This window comes from Pseudonocardia kongjuensis, assembly GCF_039526905.1.
Taxonomy (GTDB): domain Bacteria; phylum Actinomycetota; class Actinomycetes; order Mycobacteriales; family Pseudonocardiaceae; genus Pseudonocardia; species Pseudonocardia kongjuensis.
The window spans coordinates 18,052-34,105 of sequence record NZ_BAAAJK010000010.1 but is presented as its reverse complement, the minus strand read 5'-3'; the positions used below and the strand labels follow the sequence as shown (position 1 = coordinate 34,105).

Genomic DNA, 16,054 nt, shown 5'->3' with positions numbered 1-16,054 from the left:
GGGAATGTCGCGGGTGGTGGTGGTCGCGGCTGCTCGGGTCGGGAGTCTCACCGTATCCCGACCTGTACCGAGCCGCCCACGACGCGCGCGGCGAAGGCGGGCAGACTCACAGTGTCGTCGTCCAGGCAGCGGCCGTCGCGCAGCGCGAAGACCTGCTTCAGGATCGGTGAGGCGACGGTCGGCTCGCCCGCCCGGTCGCCGGTGATGCCCCGGGACATCACCCCGGCCCCGCTGAACGGGTCGACGTTGCCGACCGCGTACAGCGCGCCGTCGGCGAGCCGGAACAACGCCACCTGGACGTCGCCGACCAGCGCCGCGACCCCGCGGCCGGGGAGCAGCCGGTGCACGGCGCAGACCTCGATCCAGCCGGACGGCTCGTCGTCGACACCTGCGGGGACCGGGGACGCGTGCACGGCAGTCATCGCGGGGACACCTCCGGGAGGCCGATCAGGACGGGTTCGTCCGGCCGCCCGGGAGCGGGCACGTTCTGGCCCCGCTCCTGCACGAACCGGATGGTCGGGTCGGGCGCATCGGGCGCGTTGACGAAGGACACGAAGCGGGCCAGCTTCTCCGGGTCGTCGAGCACACCGGCCCACTCGTCGGCGTAGGAGTCGACGTGCCGGGCCATCGCGGCGTCGAGCTCCGCGCAGATGCCCAGCGAGTCGTCGACGATCACCGACCGCAGGTGGTCGAGCCCGCCCTCCATCGACTCGATCCACGGTGCGGTGCGCTGCAACCGGTCCGCGGTGCGGACGTAGAACATCAGGAACCGGTCGATGGTCCGGATCAGGGTCGCCGAGTCGACGTCGGAGACGAGCAGCTCGGCGTGCCGCGGGGTGAACCCGCCGTTGCCGCCGACGTAGAGGTTCCAGCCGGTCTCGGTGGCGATCACCCCGAAGTCCTTGGAGCGCGCCTCGGCGCACTCCCGGGCACAGCCCGAGACCCCGGACTTGATCTTGTGCGGGGACCGCAGCCCGCGGTAGCGCAGCTCCAGCTCGACGGCCATCCCGACCGAGTCCTGCACGCCGTAGCGGCACCAGGTGGTGCCGACGCAGGACTTCACCGTCCGCAGCGACTTGCCGTAGGCGTGCCCGGACTCGAACCCGGCGTCGACCAGCCGACGCCAGATGGCCGGCAGGTCGTCGACCCGGGCGCCGAACATGTCGATCCGCTGCCCGCCGGTGATCTTGGTGTAGAGCCCGAAGTCGCGGGCCACCTCACCGATCACGATCAGCCCCTCCGGGGTCACCTCGCCGCCGGCGATCCGCGGTACCACCGAGTAGGTCCCGTTGCGCTGCATGTTCGCCAGGAAGTGGTCGTTGGTGTCCTGCAGGGTGGCCCGCTCGCCGTCGAGGACGTGCTCGTTGTAGAGGGTCGCCAGGATCGACGCGACGACCGGCTTGCAGATGTCGCAGCCGGCGCCGCGGCCGTGCGTCGCGATCAGCTCGGAGAACGAGGTGATCCCGGCCCCGGCGACGATCTGGAACAGCTCGGCCCGCGACCGGTCGAAGTGCTCGCACAGCGCCTTCGACACCTCGACGCCCTGCTGCTCCAGGATCTTCTTGAGCGTCGGCACGCAGGACCCGCAGGTGGTGCCGGCCCGGGTGCACGCCTTGAGCGCCGGCACGTCGTGCGCGCCGTCGTCGATCGCCGCGCACAGCGCGCCCTTGGTCACGGCGTTGCAGGAGCAGATCTGCGCCGAGTCCGGCAGCGCGGACGCGTCCGGCTCGGCCCCGCCCTTGGAGATCAGCGTGACCGGGTCGTCCGGCAGCGCCGAGCCGACCAGCGGGCGCAGCGAGCCGTAGCGGGACGCGTCGCCGACCAGCACCCCGCCGAGCAGGGTGGACGCGTCGTCGGACACCACCAGCTTCGAGTACGTCCCGGCGACCGGGTCGTTGACGACGATCTCCAGCGCGCCGTCGGTCTCGGCGTGCGCGTCGCCGAAGCTGGCCACGTCGACGCCCAGCAGCTTGAGCTGGGTGGACATGTCCAGCTCCTCGGGCGTCATCCGGGCGCCGCCGCCGAGCAGCCGGTCGGCGACCACCTCGGCCATCGCGTACCCGGGCGCGACCAGGCCGTAGGTCCGGCCGTCCAGGGCGGCACACTCGCCGATCGCCCACACGGCGTCGTCGCCGGTGCGGCAGCGGTCGTCGACCAGCACCCCGCCGCGCTCCCCGACCGGCAGGTCGCAGTCGCGGGCCAGCTGGTCGGACGCCCGGATCCCGGCGGAGAAGACGACCAGGTCGGCGTCCAGCTCGACGCCGTCGGACAGCGTCCCGACCAGCCGGCCGCGGTCGGCGGCGATCCCGGTCAGCGACACCCCGGTGCGGACCGCGATGCCCTGCGACTCGACCAGCGAGCGCAGCAGCGCTCCCCCGCCCTCGTCGACCTGCACCGGCATCAGCCGCGGCGCGATCTCCACGACCTGCGGGGACAGCCCGAGCAGCCGCATCGCGCGGGCCGCCTCCAGCCCGAGCAGCCCACCGCCGACGACGATCGCCGACGGCCGGCCCTTCCGCTCCGGATCCGCCGAGGCGGCCGCGGCGGCCTCGGTGATCGCGTCCAGGTCGTCGAGGGTGCGGTAGACGAAGCAGCCGGGCAGGTCCCGGCCGGGCACCGGCGGGACGAACGGGTACGAGCCGGTGGCCAGCACCAGCGCGTCGTAGCCGAGGACCCGGCCGGAGGCGGTGGTGACCCGGCGGGCGTCCCGGTCGAGGGTCGCGACGGCGTCACCCAGGTGGTAGGTGACGAGCGGATCACCGCGCAGGGCGTCGTCGTCGAGCCGGAGATCCTCCTCGGAGCTCCCGTCCACGTAGGACGACAGCGCGACCCGGTCGTAGGCGCGGCGGGACTCCTCGCCGAGGACGGTGATCTCCCAGTCCCCCGCGGTGTCCCGGTCGCGCATCGCGGCGACGAGCCGATGCCCGACCATGCCGTTCCCGACGACCACCAGACGACTCACGGTGCGTTCCCCCTTCATGCCGCGCTCTCCCGCGACGGATCGGCGTGTTCGAGCCAGTCGCGGATCCCGCAGACGGCGTCCCGGCAGCTGCCGCAGCCGGTCGCGGCACGGGTCCGGCGGGACAGCGCGTCCAGCTCGCGGGCGCCCTCGCGCCACGCGGCGACCAGCGCGTTCTTGGTGACGGTGTTGCAACGGCAGACGACGGCGGTGCCCGGCAGCCGGCCCGGGTCCCCCGCGGCGGCCGGCTCACCGGGCAGCGCGCGCCCGAGCAGCAGCGCGAGCCGGTCGGACGGGGCGGGCGCGCCGGAATCGAAGAGCCCGATCACCGCCGCGGCGGCGTCCGGGAGGCCCATCATGATCGCGCCGACCACCCGGTCGTCGCGCAGCGCCAGCAGCCCGTACCGGCCGCGGCGCGGATCGGAGACGTGCAGCTGCTCGTCGCCGTCGGCGACGTCACCGAGCGCGGCGAGATCGATCCCGGCCGCCTTCAGCCGGGTGACCGGACGGGTGCCGCGGTAGCGGGCGGCCGGATCGGCGCCGGTGAGCAGGTCGGCGAGCACCGCGGCCTGCTCCCAGCCGGACTGCACCAGCCCGGCGGCGGCCGCGGGATGCTGGGCGCAGTCGCCGATGGCGTGCACCCGGCCGTCGTCGGTGGCGAGCCGGTCGTTCACCAGGATCCCCCGGTCGACGGCGAGCCCGGCGCCGGCGGCGAGCCCGGTCTCGGCCCGCACCCCGGCGGCGACGACGACCGCGTCCGCGGCGATCCGGGTGCCGTCGTCGCAGTCCAGGCCGGTCTCCGGGGCCCACGCCTTGGCGCCGACCCCGCAGCGCACGTCGACGCCGAGCCCGCGCAGCGCCCCGGCGAGCACCTCGCCGGCGCCGGCGTCGAGCTGGCGTTCCATCAGGTGGGTGCGCGGATGCACCAGGGTGACGGCGACGCCACGGCCGGCGAGCCCGCGGGCCGCCTCCACGCCGAGCAGCCCGCCGCCGACGACGGCGATCCGCGCCCCCGGCTCGGCCACGTCGAGGATCCGCGCGCAGTCGTCGAGATCACGGAACAGGCTGACCCCGGGCGCCGGGGCGCCGTCGGCACCGGCCAGGCCGTCGACCGGGGGAAGCCAGGCCCGGCAGCCGGTGGCCAGGACCAGCTCGTCGTAGGGGTGCTCGGCGCCCGCGGTGTCGTGCACGACGCGCGCCGACCGGTCCAGCGCGGTCGCGGCGACGCCGGGGTGCACGGTCACCCCCTCGGCGGCCGGGAGCGCCACCATCGGCGCGGTCAGTCCGCCGGCCAGCACGGTGGACAGCAGCACCCGGTTGTAGGCGGGGTGGGCCTCGGCGCCGAGGACGGTCAGCGACACCCGCTCGCCGTCCGGGTCGCGCCGGCGGACCTCCTCGGCGAACCGGGCACCGACCATCCCGTGCCCGACCACCACCACGCGCCTGCTCATGGCCCCGACGGTAGGAACGCGGGGTTACACGCAGGCGGCCCGGGATGACACGGGAGTTACGAGGTCCTCATTCTCCGCAGGTGGGGACCGTGAGGCGGATGGCCGCGCCGGGGCCCGCCCGACGGTGCGGCGGATGGCCGCGGCCGGGCGGGCTCGGCGGTGCGTCACATCCCGGTCCACTGCCCCTGGTGGACGGCGGCCATCCGGCCGGCCCAGCGCTCGTGCGCCGACTGCCGGGTGATCCCGGCCGCCCGGCCGATCGTCGCCCAGCTGACCCCGGCCACCCGCAGCCCCAGCAGGTTCGGCAGCGGATCGAGGCCGGCCGCGAGCGCGATCCGGAACGCGGCGAGCTGCCAGGCGGTCTCCCGGCGGGCCGGGAGGTCGGTGCCCTGCTCCGCCTCCCACTCGGGGGTGCCGGGGAGCGGCGGGACACCGGCGACGGCGTCGGCGTGCCGGTCGAGCTCGGCGACCGCGACGGCGGTGACCGCCCGGGCGGCGGGGCCGACGTCGGTGGTGAGCACGTGCTCCAGGCTGATGGTCATAGTTGTCAGGGTAACCCTGACAGTGCTCGACGGGCAGCCCGTTTCCACCGGGCGCCCACCGCCGGACCGTCGGCGGGGTGCCCGGCCCGCCGCGCGCGCCCGCCGCCGGACGGTCGGCGACCGTCGGGTGGGTGCCCGGCCCGCCGGATGCTCAGCGCCGGACGGTCAGGGCGGCCCAGCCCAGTGCCACGCCGGCCACCAGCGCCCCCGGCTGGTGCGGCGGCAGCAGGCCGACCACGGCCCCCAGCGCCAGCAGCACGCACGCGCCGCGGGAGAACGCGCGCCGCCGCCAGCCGGCCACCGCCAGTGCGCCGAAGCCGACCAGCCCGAGCACCATCTTCGGCACCCGGCTCAGCAGCACCATCGGGTTGTCCATCGCCTCCCACTGGGCGTCGGTCACGAGCCCGGTGAGCCCCGCCAGCTCGGTGCCCATCGACCACGCGTTGGCGGCAGCGAACACGCACGCCGCCACCGCGACGGCCACCGCGACCCGCGGCAGTCCCGATCGCGCGCCGAACGACGGCAGCCCGAGCACCAGGGTGACCAGACCGGCCGTCATGACGAGGTTCGCCGTCACGCACAGCGGGCTGCCCACCGCCTCCCGGCCGCTCATCCCGGCCAGCAGGACGTGGGCGGAGACGTAGGCCGCGGCCCCGACCGCGGTCACCAGCCCCCCGGCGGCGACGGCGGTGTCCGGCCACGACGGACGGCGCCCGGACGGTGCGGGATCCGGTGCCTGCGCCCGGCCCGGGTTCACAGCGGTCATCGTTTCCTCCCGGTGTTCGGTGACGGCGCCAGCCTGCGCCGCGCCGCGGACCGGCCGCTGCGGCCGGCGGGGCCCATCGCGGCAACCGTCACCGGGACGTCCCGGCCCGGTGATTCCGTCCCGGGACGGGCTCGCGGGGTCCCCCCGTGGGCGGGTCCGGTGGCGGCCGATCCGCCGTACCCTGCTCGCCGTGGACGCGGACCGGTCCCCCGTGGCGGCGCCGCACCGTGCCGCCGGGCCGCCCCGCGGCAGTGACGCCAGGCCGCCCCGCGGCAGTGACGCCAGGCCGCCCCGCGGCAGCCACACCGAACCGCCCCGCGGCAGCCACACCGAACCGCCCCGCGGCAGCCACACCGAACCGCCGTCCGGTCGCGCCATCCCGCCGGCCACCGGTGCCGGTGCCGGTGCCGGTGCCGGTGCCGGACCGCCCGGTGCCGGACCGCCGGGTGACCCCGCCGCCGCGCCGCCGCCCGGTGGACCGGGCGCCCCGCCGGCCCCCGCCGGGGCGGACCCGGGCCGCTCCCGGACGACCGCGCTGGACGCGGCGCTCGCGCTGGCCCTGACCGCGGTCAGCGTGGCGAGCGCGCTGACCGAGGACCCGTCACTCGGCCACGTGGAACCACCCCCGGACGCGCGGCTGGTCGCCGCCGCACTCGTCGCGGGAGCCGCCCTGGCGTTCCGGCGCCGGGCCCCGGTCGCCGTCCTCGCCGTCACGGCGGCCGCGAGCACCACCGCCGAGTGGCTGGGCTGGGAACCGGATCTCATCGCGGTCTGCATGCTGGTCGCCCTGTTCACCGTCGCGGTCCATCGGCCACCGGTGGTCTCGGTGCCGTGCCTGGCGGCCGTCTACGCCGCGGGCGCGGTCGTCTGGGCGGTGCAGAACCCGCCCTGGTACGACGGCGCGTCGCTGCCCGAACATCTCGTCGTCGCGGGGGCCTGGGGGGTCGGCGCGCTGGTCCGTCGCTGGACAGGTGAGCAGAGCAAAGCGCAGCTCAGGATCACCACCGCCGAGCGGACCCGGGCCGAGGCCGCCGACCGGGCGGTCACCGCGGAACGGCTGCGGATCGCCCGCGAGCTGCACGAGGTCGTGAGCCGGACGCTCACCACGATCACCGGACTGGCCGCGGACGCCCGGAGCGGCACGACCGGCCCCGGCGCCCCGGCCGCCGTGCTCGGCGACATCGAGCGACTGGGCCGCACCGCGCTGGAGGACCTGCGCCGGATGCTCGGCGCACTGCGCGCCCGGCCCGCGCCACCGGCCGGCCCCGCCGTGCCGGACACCAGCGTGCCGACCACCAGCGTGCCGGACACCAGCGTGCCGACCACCAGCGTGCCGGACACCGCCGTGCCGGACACCGCCGTGCCGGACACCGCCGGGCCGGACACCGCCGGGCCGGACACCGCCGACGACCGTCCCGGCCCCCGCGACCGCCTGGTCGATCTGGGGATCGGCGTGATCGCGGCCGTCCTCGCGGTGAGCGGCGCGCTCGCCGGATCGACCGACGCCTACGTCTACCGCGAGCCGGGCCCGCTGCTGCTCGGGCTCACCGCGGCCGGTGCGCTGGCACTCGCCGGCCGCCGGACCTGCCCGGTCCCGGCGCTGGCCGTGACGGCGTCGGCGACCGCCGCCGTCGTCCTGCTCGGCGGGAACGCCGCGGAGCTCCCGCTGTGCCTGGCGGTGGCGCTCTACTCGGCCGGCGCCTGGCGCGGCACGCTCCCCGCGACGGCCGCCCTGTTCGGGGTGTACGCCCTGCTCGGCGTCCTGGCGCTGCTGCGCGCCCCGTACTTCGACCATCCACTGGCGCTCGTGAGCGTCCTCGCGCTGACCACCGCGTGGGCGCTCGGCCGTCTCGCGCGGCGCCGCAGGCACGCGTCCCGGCTGGCCGGGCGGGCCGCGCTGGCCGCCGAACGTCAGCGGGACGACGACGCCGAGCGGGCCGCGCTGGCCGAGCGGCTGCGGATCGCCCGCGAGCTGCACGACGTCGTCGGGCACTCCCTGTCGGTGATCACCGTCCGGTCCGGTGTCGCACGGTTCCTCGCCGGATCGCAGCCGGCGCAGGCCGCACCGGCCCTGGCGGTGATCGAACAGGTGGGCCGGTCCGCGTCGGACGACCTGCGCGACCTGCTCTCCGTGCTCGCCCCCGGCGGCGAACCCGCCGCGCCCGGCCCGGCGCCGGGGCGGGCCGAGCTCGCCGCGCTGCTCGACCGGGCGACCCGGGGACGTCTCGACGTCGACGCCGGCACCGACGTCGACGGGCTCCCCGGCAGCATCCGGCACACCCTGTACCGGCTGGTCCAGGAGGCCGTCACGAACGCGACGGTGCATGCACCGGGTGCGGCGGTGCACGTCCGGATCGGATGTACGGGCCGGCTGCTGACGCTGCGGGTGGACAACGACCGCGGTGCCCCGGCGGCGCCCCGCGGCGACGGCGGGCTGGGCCTGCTGGGCATGCGCGAGCGGGTCACGATCTTCGGGGGCGACCTGCGGGCCGGACGACGGCCGGACGGCGGCTTCCGGGTGCACGCCACCCTCCCGCTGCGGACCGGTACGGGGCCGGGATGACGCTGCGGGTGGTCGTGGCCGACGACCAGGACCTGGTCCGCGCCGGCTTCGTCGCGCTGCTCACCGGGACCGACGGCTTCACCGTCGTCGGCGAGGCCGGCCGGGGTGACGACGCCGTGCGGGCGGTGCGGGCGACCCGCCCCGACGTCGTCCTGATGGACGTCCGGATGCCGGGCGGCGACGGGATCGGCGCCACCCGCACGATCACCGCGGATCCCGCGCTCGGCGGGGTCCGCGTCGTCATCCTCACCACGTTCGGGCTCGACGAGTACGTGTTCGGCGCGCTCCGGGCCGGCGCCGTCGGGTTCCTGGTGAAGGACACCTCGCCGGAGGAGCTGCTGCGCGCCGTCCGGGTCGCCGCCGACGGCGACGCGCTGCTCTCCCCGGCGATCACCCGCCGGCTGGTCGAGGCGTTCGCGGCCGCCCCGCCACCGGTGCCGCAGAGCACCGGCCCGGCGCTCACCGCCCGGGAGCGGGACGTGCTCGTGCTGGTCGCCCGCGGCCGGTCCAACGCCGACATCGCCCGCGACCTGCACATCGGCGTCGCCACCGTGAAGTCCTACGTGAGCCGTCTGCTGACCAAGCTGGACACGACGACCCGGGTCGGACTGGTGGTGCACGCCTACGAGACCGGCGTCGTCGTACCGGGTGGGCCGGCCTGACGACCCCGTTCGCAGAGCGTGAGATGAACCACGGGGGCCTGGCCGTGCTGCCCCGAACGGGCTATGCAGTTGCGCAGCGACATCGTTCCACTGCCCCGAACCGCCACGCGGGGTGACGTACACACCCGCGACGGCGCCCGGAGGGTCGATTGACTCGCACGCGAACCGGCAGGCACAGGGCCACGACGACCCGGCAGTCCGCCGGCGGACGGCTCGGCTGCGTCGACGTCGCGAAGGGCATCAGCATCGTCCTGGTGGTGCTGCACCACGCGGTCATGTTCCTGGAGCCGCACGGCCTGGTGCCCGGCCCGCTCGCCACCCTGAACCTCGCCCTGACCTCGATGCGGATGCCGCTGTTCCTGCTCGCCTCGGGCCTGTTCCTGGCGCCGGTCCTGGAACGCGGCTGGCGGACCCTGCTGCACCGGCGGGTCGCCCTGTTCGGCTGGCTCTACCTGCTCTGGACGCTCGTGCAGTTCGCCGTGGTCACCCCGCTGCCCGCGGGCAGCGCACCCGACTTCGCCGTGCTCGGCGCCGCCGAACTACCGCTGGTCCTGCTGTACCCGGACCCGTCGATGTGGTTCCTCTACGCGCTGGCGCTCTACTCGGTCGCGGCCCGGCTGCTGCGCCGCGTCCCGGGCTGGGTGCTGCTCGCCGCGACCGGCGTGCTGAGCACACTGGTCGGCGCCGGGATCGTCGAGTTCGGCTGGCACGCCTGGGAGCTCACCGCCCGCTACGCGTTCTTCTTCGTGCTCGGCTGGCACGGCCGCCGGTTCGTCGAGCGGGTCGCCGCCCGGTCGTCGCCGCTGTGGGTGGTGACGGCGGCGGTGCTGGCCGTCGCGGTCGCCGGGGCCTCGGTACTGCTCGGCCTGCACGACGTCCCGGGCGTCGCGTTCGCGCTGAACCTGGTCGCCGTCACCGGCGGCGTACTGGCGTCCGCGCAGCTCGCCCGGTGGCGGATCGGGCGGGGCGTCGCCGCGCTGGGCAGGCGGACGCTGCCGATCTACCTGGCGAACGTGCCGCTGGTCGCCCTGCTCACCGCGCTGCTGGCCGGCATCGACCCGCCGGCCGCCGCGCAGTACGGGATCGTCGCGCTGGTCACGGCGGTGGCGGTGGCGCTGTCGCTCGCGCTGTACCGGGGCCTGGTCGCCGTCCGCGCCGGGTGGTTCTACGACCTGCCGGGACGCTGGGCGGTGCATCCACGGATCGGCTGACCCGGTCCCACGTTCGCGATCGCAAACCGGCGAACGGTCACTGAGCTGTGACAACGGACTGTCGAACATGGACTCGAGACGCTGGACTCGAACACATGTACGAACAGATCGCCGCCGCACACGCCCACGCACAACGGCGCGGCGTCCACACCGGGCGCGGCTACCGCGATCGCCGCCGCCCTCGGTCCCCGGTCCGGGCCCGCCGACGCCGACGACACGCGGGACAACCCGGAACGCGCCGCCGAAGCCCTGGCCGAGCTCTGCGGGTTCGCCCTCGCCCATGCCCCGGGCCGGGTGCTGCCCGAGTCCGGCGGGCGCCGCCCGCAGCTCGTGGTGACCGTGCAGCTCGACGACCTCGAACGGCGCGCCCGGGCGGCGACCCTGGAGTTCGGTGGGCAGCCGGGTCCGGCAGCGCTGCGGATGCTCGCCTGTGATGCCGCCGTCCTGCCGGTGGTGTTCGGCGGCGACGGTCGCCCGGTCGATGTCGACGATCTGACCGCCGGGATCGGCGGCCGATGAGCCGCTCAGGCCCGGGCGGCGGCCTCGACCGGCGTTCCCCCGTCCACGGTGAGCCGCGCCGGCTCCAGCCGCACCGCGGCGACCTTGAACTCCGGCATCCGGCTCACCGGGTCCAGCGCCGGGTTCGTGACGTTGTTCGCCGCGCCCGCCCCGCCGTAGTGGAACGGCAGGAACACGGTGTCCGGCCGCAGCGTCGGCACGCAGCGCACCCGGGCCGTCGTGGTGCCGCGCCGGGAGGTCACGTCGGCGAGGTCGCCGTCGGCGAGCCCGTGCCGGGCGGCGGTGTCCGGGTGCACCTCGACGAACACCTCCGGATCGATCGCGGCGAGCTCGTCGACCCGCCGGGTCTGCGCCCCGGACTGGTAGTGCACGAGCACCCGCCCGGTGGTGGCCCGCAGCGGGTATCCGGTGTCGACGGCCTCGTCCGGCTCGAGGTGCTCGACCGGCACCATCCGGGCCCGGCCGTCGGCGTGCGCGAACCGGTCCGCGAACAGCCGCGGCGTCCCGGGATGGTCCTCGGCGGGGCACGGCCAGTGCAGCGCCTCCCCCGCGTCCAGCCGCGCGTACGAGACACCCGCGTAGTCGGCGATCCCGCCGGACGACGCGCGCCGCAGCTCGTCGAACACCGTCTCCGGGTCCGCCGGGAACGCCCCCGGCGCGTCCAGCGCGGCGGCCAGCCCGGAGATCACCTCCAGGTCGGTGCGGACGTCCGGCGGCGGGGCGAGTGCCCGCCGGCGGCGCAGCACCCGGCCCTCCAGGTTGGTCATGGTGCCCTCCTCCTCGGCCCACTGGGCCACCGGGAGGAGCACGTCGGCGCGCATCGCCGTCTCCCCGGGCACGACGTCGGCGACGACCAGCAGGTCCAGCGCGTCCAGCCGGTCGGCGACGGCGCGGGCGTCCGGCGCGGACACCAGCACGTTCGAACCGAACACCAGCAGCGCCTTCGGTCCGCCGGGCCGTCCGAGCGAGTCCAGCAGCTCGACGGCGCTGCGGCCCGGCCCGGGCAGCGAGGCCGGATCGACACCCCACACCGACGCGACGTGCGCGCGGGCGGCCGGATCGTCGATCCGCCGGTAGCCGGGCAGCTGGTCGGACTTCTGGCCGTGCTCGCGGCCACCCTGGCCGTTGCCCTGGCCGGTGATCGTCCCGAACCCGGATCCGGGCCGGCCGGGCAGGCCGAGCGCGAGCGACAGGTTGATCCATGCGGTGACCGTGTCGACGCCGTGCGCGTGCTGCTCGGCACCGCGGGCGGTCAGCACGTAGCGGCGCGACGTCGTCGCCAGCCACCGGACGACGGTGCGCATGTCGGCGGCCGCGACCCCGCAGACCCGCTCGGCCCGCTCCGGCCACCACTGCGACGCGATCCGCCAGACGTCGTCGAACCCGCTGGTCCGGTCGTCGACGTAGCCGAGATCCAGGTGCCCGTCGACGACGGCGGCGTGCAGCATCCCGAGCGCCAGCACCAGGTCGGTGCCCGGGCGCGGCGCCAGGTGCAGGCCGCCGGACGCGATCGCCCGCTCGGCGGTCGGCGTGCGCCGGGGATCGATCACGACCAGCCGTGCCGTGCCCAGGTGCGACATCAGCGGCGGCATCGTCTCGGCGACGTTCGCACCGGCCAGCACGACGAGCTCGGCGTCGTCGAGATCGGTCACCGGGAACGGCAGTCCGCGGTCGATCCCGAACGCGCGGTTGCCCGCGGCGGCCGCCGACGACATGCAGAACCGGCCGTTGTAGTCGATCTGGGAGGTGCCCAGCGCGACCCGGGCGAACTTGCCGAGCAGGTACGCCTTCTCGTTGGTGAGGCCGCCGGCGCCGAACACGGCGACCGAGTCGGGCCCGTGCTCGGCGCGCAGCGCGGCCAGCCGCCCGGCGATCCCGCCGAGCGCGTCGTCCCAGCCGGTCTCCCGGAAACCGGCCGTCCGCGAGTCCCTGACCAGCGGCCTCGTCAGCCGCTGCGGGTGGGTGAGCAGAGCAGAGGAGGTCCAGCCCTTCTGGCACATCCCGCCCGCGTTGGTCGGGAAGTCGCGGGCGTCGACCTCGCCGGACGGCCCGACCCACTGCCCGCACTGCAGCGCGCAGTACGGGCAGTGGGTGGCGGTCCGGTTCTCGCCGGGACCCACCGGTCAGACCCGGGCGAGCTCGGCGCCGCCCGGCACGGACGCCTGCTTCGGTCGCAGGTACACCGCCCAGGTGACGCCGATGCACACCACGTAGAACGCGAGGAAGCTCCAGAACGCGGGCGTACCCGACTCGACGGTCAGGAACGACTGCCGGAACGCCAGGTTGATGAACAGGCCGCCGAGCGCACCGACCGCCCCGGCGATGCCGATCACCGCACCGGACAGCCTGCGCGCGGTGCCGAGCTCGGTCTCCCGGTCGCCACCCGCGGCGATCGCGACCCGGGCGCGCCCGGTGAAGATCGCCGGGATCATCTTGTAGGTGGATCCGTTCCCGATGCCGGACAGCGTGAACAGCAGGATGAAGCCGAGCGTGAACACCGCGAGGGACTGCGCACCGGACGCGGCGATGATGATCAGCGTGGCGACCGCCATCCCGGCGAAGTTCCACAGTGTCACGTTGGCGCCGCCGTACCGGTCGGCCAGCCGGCCGCCGATCGGGCGGATCAGCGAGCCGATCAGCGGCCCGATGAAGGTGACCGCCGCCGCCTGCAGCGGGGTGCGGTCGAACTGGTTCTGCAGCACCAGGCCGAAGGCGAACGAGTAGCCGATGAACGAGCCGAAGGTGCCGATGTAGAGGAACGACATGATCCAGGTCTGCCGGTCCCGGCAGGCCTCGGCGAAGGCGCCGGTGTCGTTCGACATGGCGGCGATGTTGTCCATCCGCAGCCACGCCAGCACCGCGGACACGATCACCAGCGGGATGTAGATCGCGATCAGCACCCGGGGCTGCCCGGCCCCGATGGTCGCGATGACCAGCAGCCCGAGCAGCTGCACCACCGGCACGCCCAGGTTGCCGCCGCCCGCGTTCAGGCCCAGCGCCCAGCCCTTGCTCCGCTCCGGGTAGAACGCGTTGATGTTCGCCATCGACGAGGCGAAGTTCCCGCCGCCGACACCGGCGACCGCGGCGACCAGCAGCAGCGTCGTGTACGAGACGCCCGGCTCGATCACGATCAGCGCCAGCAGCAGCGGCACGATCAGCAGGGCCGCGGAGAAGATCGTCCAGTTCCGGCCGCCGAAACGGGCCACCGCGAACGTGTAGGGCAGCCGCAGGATCGCCCCGACCAGGGTCGGCACCGCGACCAGGAAGAACTTCTGGGCCGCGTCGATGCCGTACTCCGGCCCCATGAAGAGCACCAGGACCGACCACATCGTCCACACCGAGAACCCGATGTGCTCGGAGAAGATCGACTGCCAGAGGTTGCGGGAGGCGATCTTCTTACCGGTGCGTTCCCAGAACCCCTCGTCCTCGGGGTCCCAGTGCTCGATCCAGCGTCCGCCGAAACGGCGGCCGGGGGAAGCTGAGGTCGTCACGGATGGCACTCCTGATCGCCGGCGTTCACGTCGTCGACGACGCTAAGGAGCCCCAGTTTCCGACGGGTGGCCCCCTGTGACACGCCGGAAACGCTTATCTCACATGCACGTTGTCACGCCTGTGAGAAGTGCGGTAGGTCAGCGCATCCGGACGCCGAGCGGGAGCTCGCAGAACCCGCCCCCGACGCGGTGGTGCTCGGGCGCGGCCGGATCCGGCTCCGGGCCGCCGGCCAGGATCGCGGCGGCGAACACCTCGGCGTCGTCGCGCGGGTGGAAGCCGATCGCCGCGCCCTCCTCCAGCGACCACCAGCGGCGGGTGTTCGCCGACACGCCCCACACCACGTGGTGGCCGCGGGTGCCGGGATCGACGGCGGCCTCGACCAGCCGGGCCGCGTCGTCCGGCGACAGCCAGGTGGCGAGCGCGCGGGCGTTGCGCGGCTCGTCGAAGCACGTCCCGATCCGCAGGCTGACGACGGTCAGGCCGTAGCGCTCGTGGTACAGCCTGCCCAGCGCCTCGACGGCGGCCTTGGACCAGCCGTAGAACGTGTCCGGGGCGTGCCCGGTGGTCGCGGGCAGCGGGACGCCGTCGTCGCGGGTGCGGAACCCGGCGGCATGGTTGCTGGACGCCAGGACGACGGTCCGGACGCCGGCGGCGACCGCGGCGTCGAGCACCGTGCGGGTGCCGGTCAGGTTCGCCTCGACGATCTCGTCCCAGCCGGCCTCGCCGCTGATGCCGGCCAGATGGACGACGGCGTCGGTCCCGTCGACGGCGGCAGCGACCACCACGGGATCGGTGACCGATCCGGCGTGCACCTGCTCCCCCGGTCCGGCGGTGAGCGGCGCGCTGTCGAGCAGGCGCAGCACCCGGCCGTCGCGGGCGAGCCGGGGCCGCAGCAGCGTCCCCATGTTGCCGGCGGCACCGGTCAGCACGAGCGACACCGTCGTCACCCGGCTCAGAGCCTGCGGCTGATCAGCCCGGCGACCCGCTCGATCCCGGACAGCGACTCGGCGGTGGCGTCCGGGTGCTGGGCGTGCAGGGCGAGCCGGTAGAGCACGGCCCGCAGCAGCGACTGCGGCCACTCCTGCAGCTCCGACCAGCGCTCGATCAGGTCCTCGTCGGCCCCGCCCCAGGCGACGGCGTCGACCACGACGACGGCGGCGGCCCACTCGGCCGGGCGCCAGAACGGAACCAGATCGAGCACGGCGGGGCGGCCGGTCGGGTCGAACAGCATCGCGCCGAACAGCTCGCCGTGCACGACCTGCGGGGTGAGCCGGATCGTGCGCCGGTGCGCGGCGAGCTCGGCGAACAGCCGGCCACCGGTCTCCGGGTGCAGGTCCAGCCTGCGCTCGCCGAACGCGGCAGCGGCCGATCGGGACAGCAGGTCGTCGCGGTCGTCGAGCAGCCGGGGCCGCAGCACCGTGGACGTCGCGGCGTGCAGCCGCAGGGACGCGGCGACGACCTCGTCGTGCCGGGGCTCCGGCGCGCCGGGGACGTAGCGCGACGCGGCCCAGCCGCCGACCACCCAGCGGCCGTCGCTGGACCGCACCGGGCGGGCCAGCCGGACGCCCTCGACCTCGAGGTTCTCCAGGACGGTCGCCGACCAGGCGGCGACGACGTGGTCGGCGACCGGGCGGAGCAGCGTGTCGCCGCACTGCCAGGCCCGCTGGCCGGCCCACACGACGGGACGTGGGGCGGTGTCACGCACGCCGAAGGCGACGCGCACGTGCTCGGGCAGGGCGCTCGCGGCCGGCGCGGTGGCGAGCGGGCGGGCAGCGGTCACGGTCGCGACGGTACCCGCGCCACCGGATACTCCGGACCGCGCCACGCCCGAACAGCCGCAACGCGTCACCACGTTCGGTGGACGGGCGCGGCCGGACCGGTCCGGCCGC

At 75.4% G+C, this 16,054-nt stretch carries 13 protein-coding genes; 4 read left to right on the top strand and 9 right to left on the bottom strand.

Features of this window, described 5'->3' with window-relative positions; translation table 11 throughout:
• Nucleotides 1-47: 47 nt before the first annotated feature.
• From nirD to ABD160_RS14150, 5 genes are all read right to left on the bottom strand, one after another.
• Nucleotides 48-422 carry a nitrite reductase small subunit NirD gene (gene nirD / locus ABD160_RS14170; RefSeq protein ID WP_344022410.1) on the bottom strand — a complete coding sequence of 125 codons (375 nt, stop codon included), beginning with the start codon at nucleotides 420-422 and terminating at the stop codon, nucleotides 48-50.
• Nucleotides 419-2,962 carry a nitrite reductase large subunit NirB gene (nirB, locus tag ABD160_RS14165; protein ID WP_344022407.1) on the bottom strand — a complete coding sequence of 848 codons (2,544 nt, stop codon included), beginning with the start codon at nucleotides 2,960-2,962 and terminating at the stop codon, nucleotides 419-421. The genes nirD and nirB overlap by 4 nt, the downstream gene beginning before the upstream one ends.
• A 14-nt stretch (nucleotides 2,963-2,976) precedes the next feature.
• The gene (locus ABD160_RS14160; protein WP_344022405.1) at nucleotides 2,977-4,410 is read right to left on the bottom strand and encodes an FAD-dependent oxidoreductase; all 1,434 of its coding nucleotides are present in this window, start codon (nucleotides 4,408-4,410) and stop codon (nucleotides 2,977-2,979) included.
• Between the two features lie 164 nt (nucleotides 4,411-4,574).
• Nucleotides 4,575-4,952 carry a hypothetical protein gene (locus ABD160_RS14155; protein ID WP_344022403.1) on the bottom strand — a complete coding sequence of 126 codons (378 nt, stop codon included), beginning with the start codon at nucleotides 4,950-4,952 and terminating at the stop codon, nucleotides 4,575-4,577.
• 151 nt (nucleotides 4,953-5,103) lie between these two features.
• Nucleotides 5,104-5,718 carry a hypothetical protein gene (locus ABD160_RS14150; protein WP_344022401.1) on the bottom strand — a complete coding sequence of 205 codons (615 nt, stop codon included), beginning with the start codon at nucleotides 5,716-5,718 and terminating at the stop codon, nucleotides 5,104-5,106.
• Nucleotides 5,719-5,908: 190 nt separating this feature from the next.
• Here ABD160_RS14150 and ABD160_RS14145 point away from each other — a divergent pair, with 190 nt between their 5' ends.
• From ABD160_RS14145 to ABD160_RS14130, 4 genes are all read left to right on the top strand, one after another.
• Entirely contained in the window at nucleotides 5,909-8,281 is a 2,373-nt protein-coding gene (locus ABD160_RS14145; protein ID WP_344022399.1) for a histidine kinase, read from the top strand.
• The gene (locus tag ABD160_RS14140; protein WP_344022397.1) at nucleotides 8,278-8,943 is read left to right on the top strand and encodes a response regulator transcription factor; all 666 of its coding nucleotides are present in this window, start codon (nucleotides 8,278-8,280) and stop codon (nucleotides 8,941-8,943) included. Before ABD160_RS14145 ends, ABD160_RS14140 begins: the two co-directional genes overlap by 4 nt.
• Nucleotides 8,944-9,092: 149 nt before the next feature.
• Entirely contained in the window at nucleotides 9,093-10,154 is a 1,062-nt protein-coding gene (locus ABD160_RS14135; RefSeq protein WP_344022395.1) for an acyltransferase family protein, read from the top strand.
• Between the two features lie 81 nt (nucleotides 10,155-10,235).
• The gene (locus ABD160_RS14130) at nucleotides 10,236-10,673 is read left to right on the top strand and encodes a DUF222 domain-containing protein (protein WP_344022804.1); all 438 of its coding nucleotides are present in this window, start codon (nucleotides 10,236-10,238) and stop codon (nucleotides 10,671-10,673) included.
• Nucleotides 10,674-10,678: 5 nt separating this feature from the next.
• Here ABD160_RS14130 and ABD160_RS14125 read toward each other — a convergent pair whose 3' ends face one another.
• The 4 genes from ABD160_RS14125 to ABD160_RS14110 form a co-directional block, all read right to left on the bottom strand.
• Nucleotides 10,679-12,793 (bottom strand): molybdopterin oxidoreductase family protein, encoded by a 2,115-nt coding sequence (locus ABD160_RS14125; RefSeq protein WP_344022392.1) that lies wholly within the window; start codon nucleotides 12,791-12,793, stop codon nucleotides 10,679-10,681.
• 3 nt (nucleotides 12,794-12,796) lie between these two features.
• A complete protein-coding gene (locus ABD160_RS14120) occupies nucleotides 12,797-14,164 on the bottom strand; it encodes a nitrate/nitrite transporter (protein WP_344022390.1) in 1,368 nt (455 codons plus the stop codon).
• Nucleotides 14,165-14,302: 138 nt separating this feature from the next.
• Entirely contained in the window at nucleotides 14,303-15,112 is an 810-nt protein-coding gene (locus tag ABD160_RS14115) for an NAD-dependent epimerase/dehydratase family protein (protein ID WP_344022388.1), read from the bottom strand.
• A 5-nt stretch (nucleotides 15,113-15,117) separates the two neighbouring features.
• On the bottom strand, nucleotides 15,118-15,945 hold the full coding sequence (locus ABD160_RS14110) for a TIGR02569 family protein (RefSeq protein WP_344022386.1): 828 nt from the start codon (nucleotides 15,943-15,945) through the stop codon (nucleotides 15,118-15,120).
• Nucleotides 15,946-16,054: the final 109 nt, after the last annotated feature.

Excerpts from the sequence above, each read along its gene's own strand:
- nirD (WP_344022410.1), bottom strand. The coding sequence starts at position 422 with ATGACTGCCGTGCACGCGTCCCCGGTCCCCGCAGGTGTCGACGACGAG.
- ABD160_RS14160 (WP_344022405.1), bottom strand. The coding sequence starts at position 4,410 with ATGAGCAGGCGCGTGGTGGTGGTCGGGCACGGGATGGTCGGTGCCCGG.
- ABD160_RS14155 (WP_344022403.1), bottom strand. The coding sequence starts at position 4,952 with ATGACCATCAGCCTGGAGCACGTGCTCACCACCGACGTCGGCCCCGCC.
- ABD160_RS14150 (WP_344022401.1), bottom strand. The coding sequence starts at position 5,718 with ATGACCGCTGTGAACCCGGGCCGGGCGCAGGCACCGGATCCCGCACCG.
- ABD160_RS14140 (WP_344022397.1), top strand. The coding sequence starts at position 8,278 with ATGACGCTGCGGGTGGTCGTGGCCGACGACCAGGACCTGGTCCGCGCC.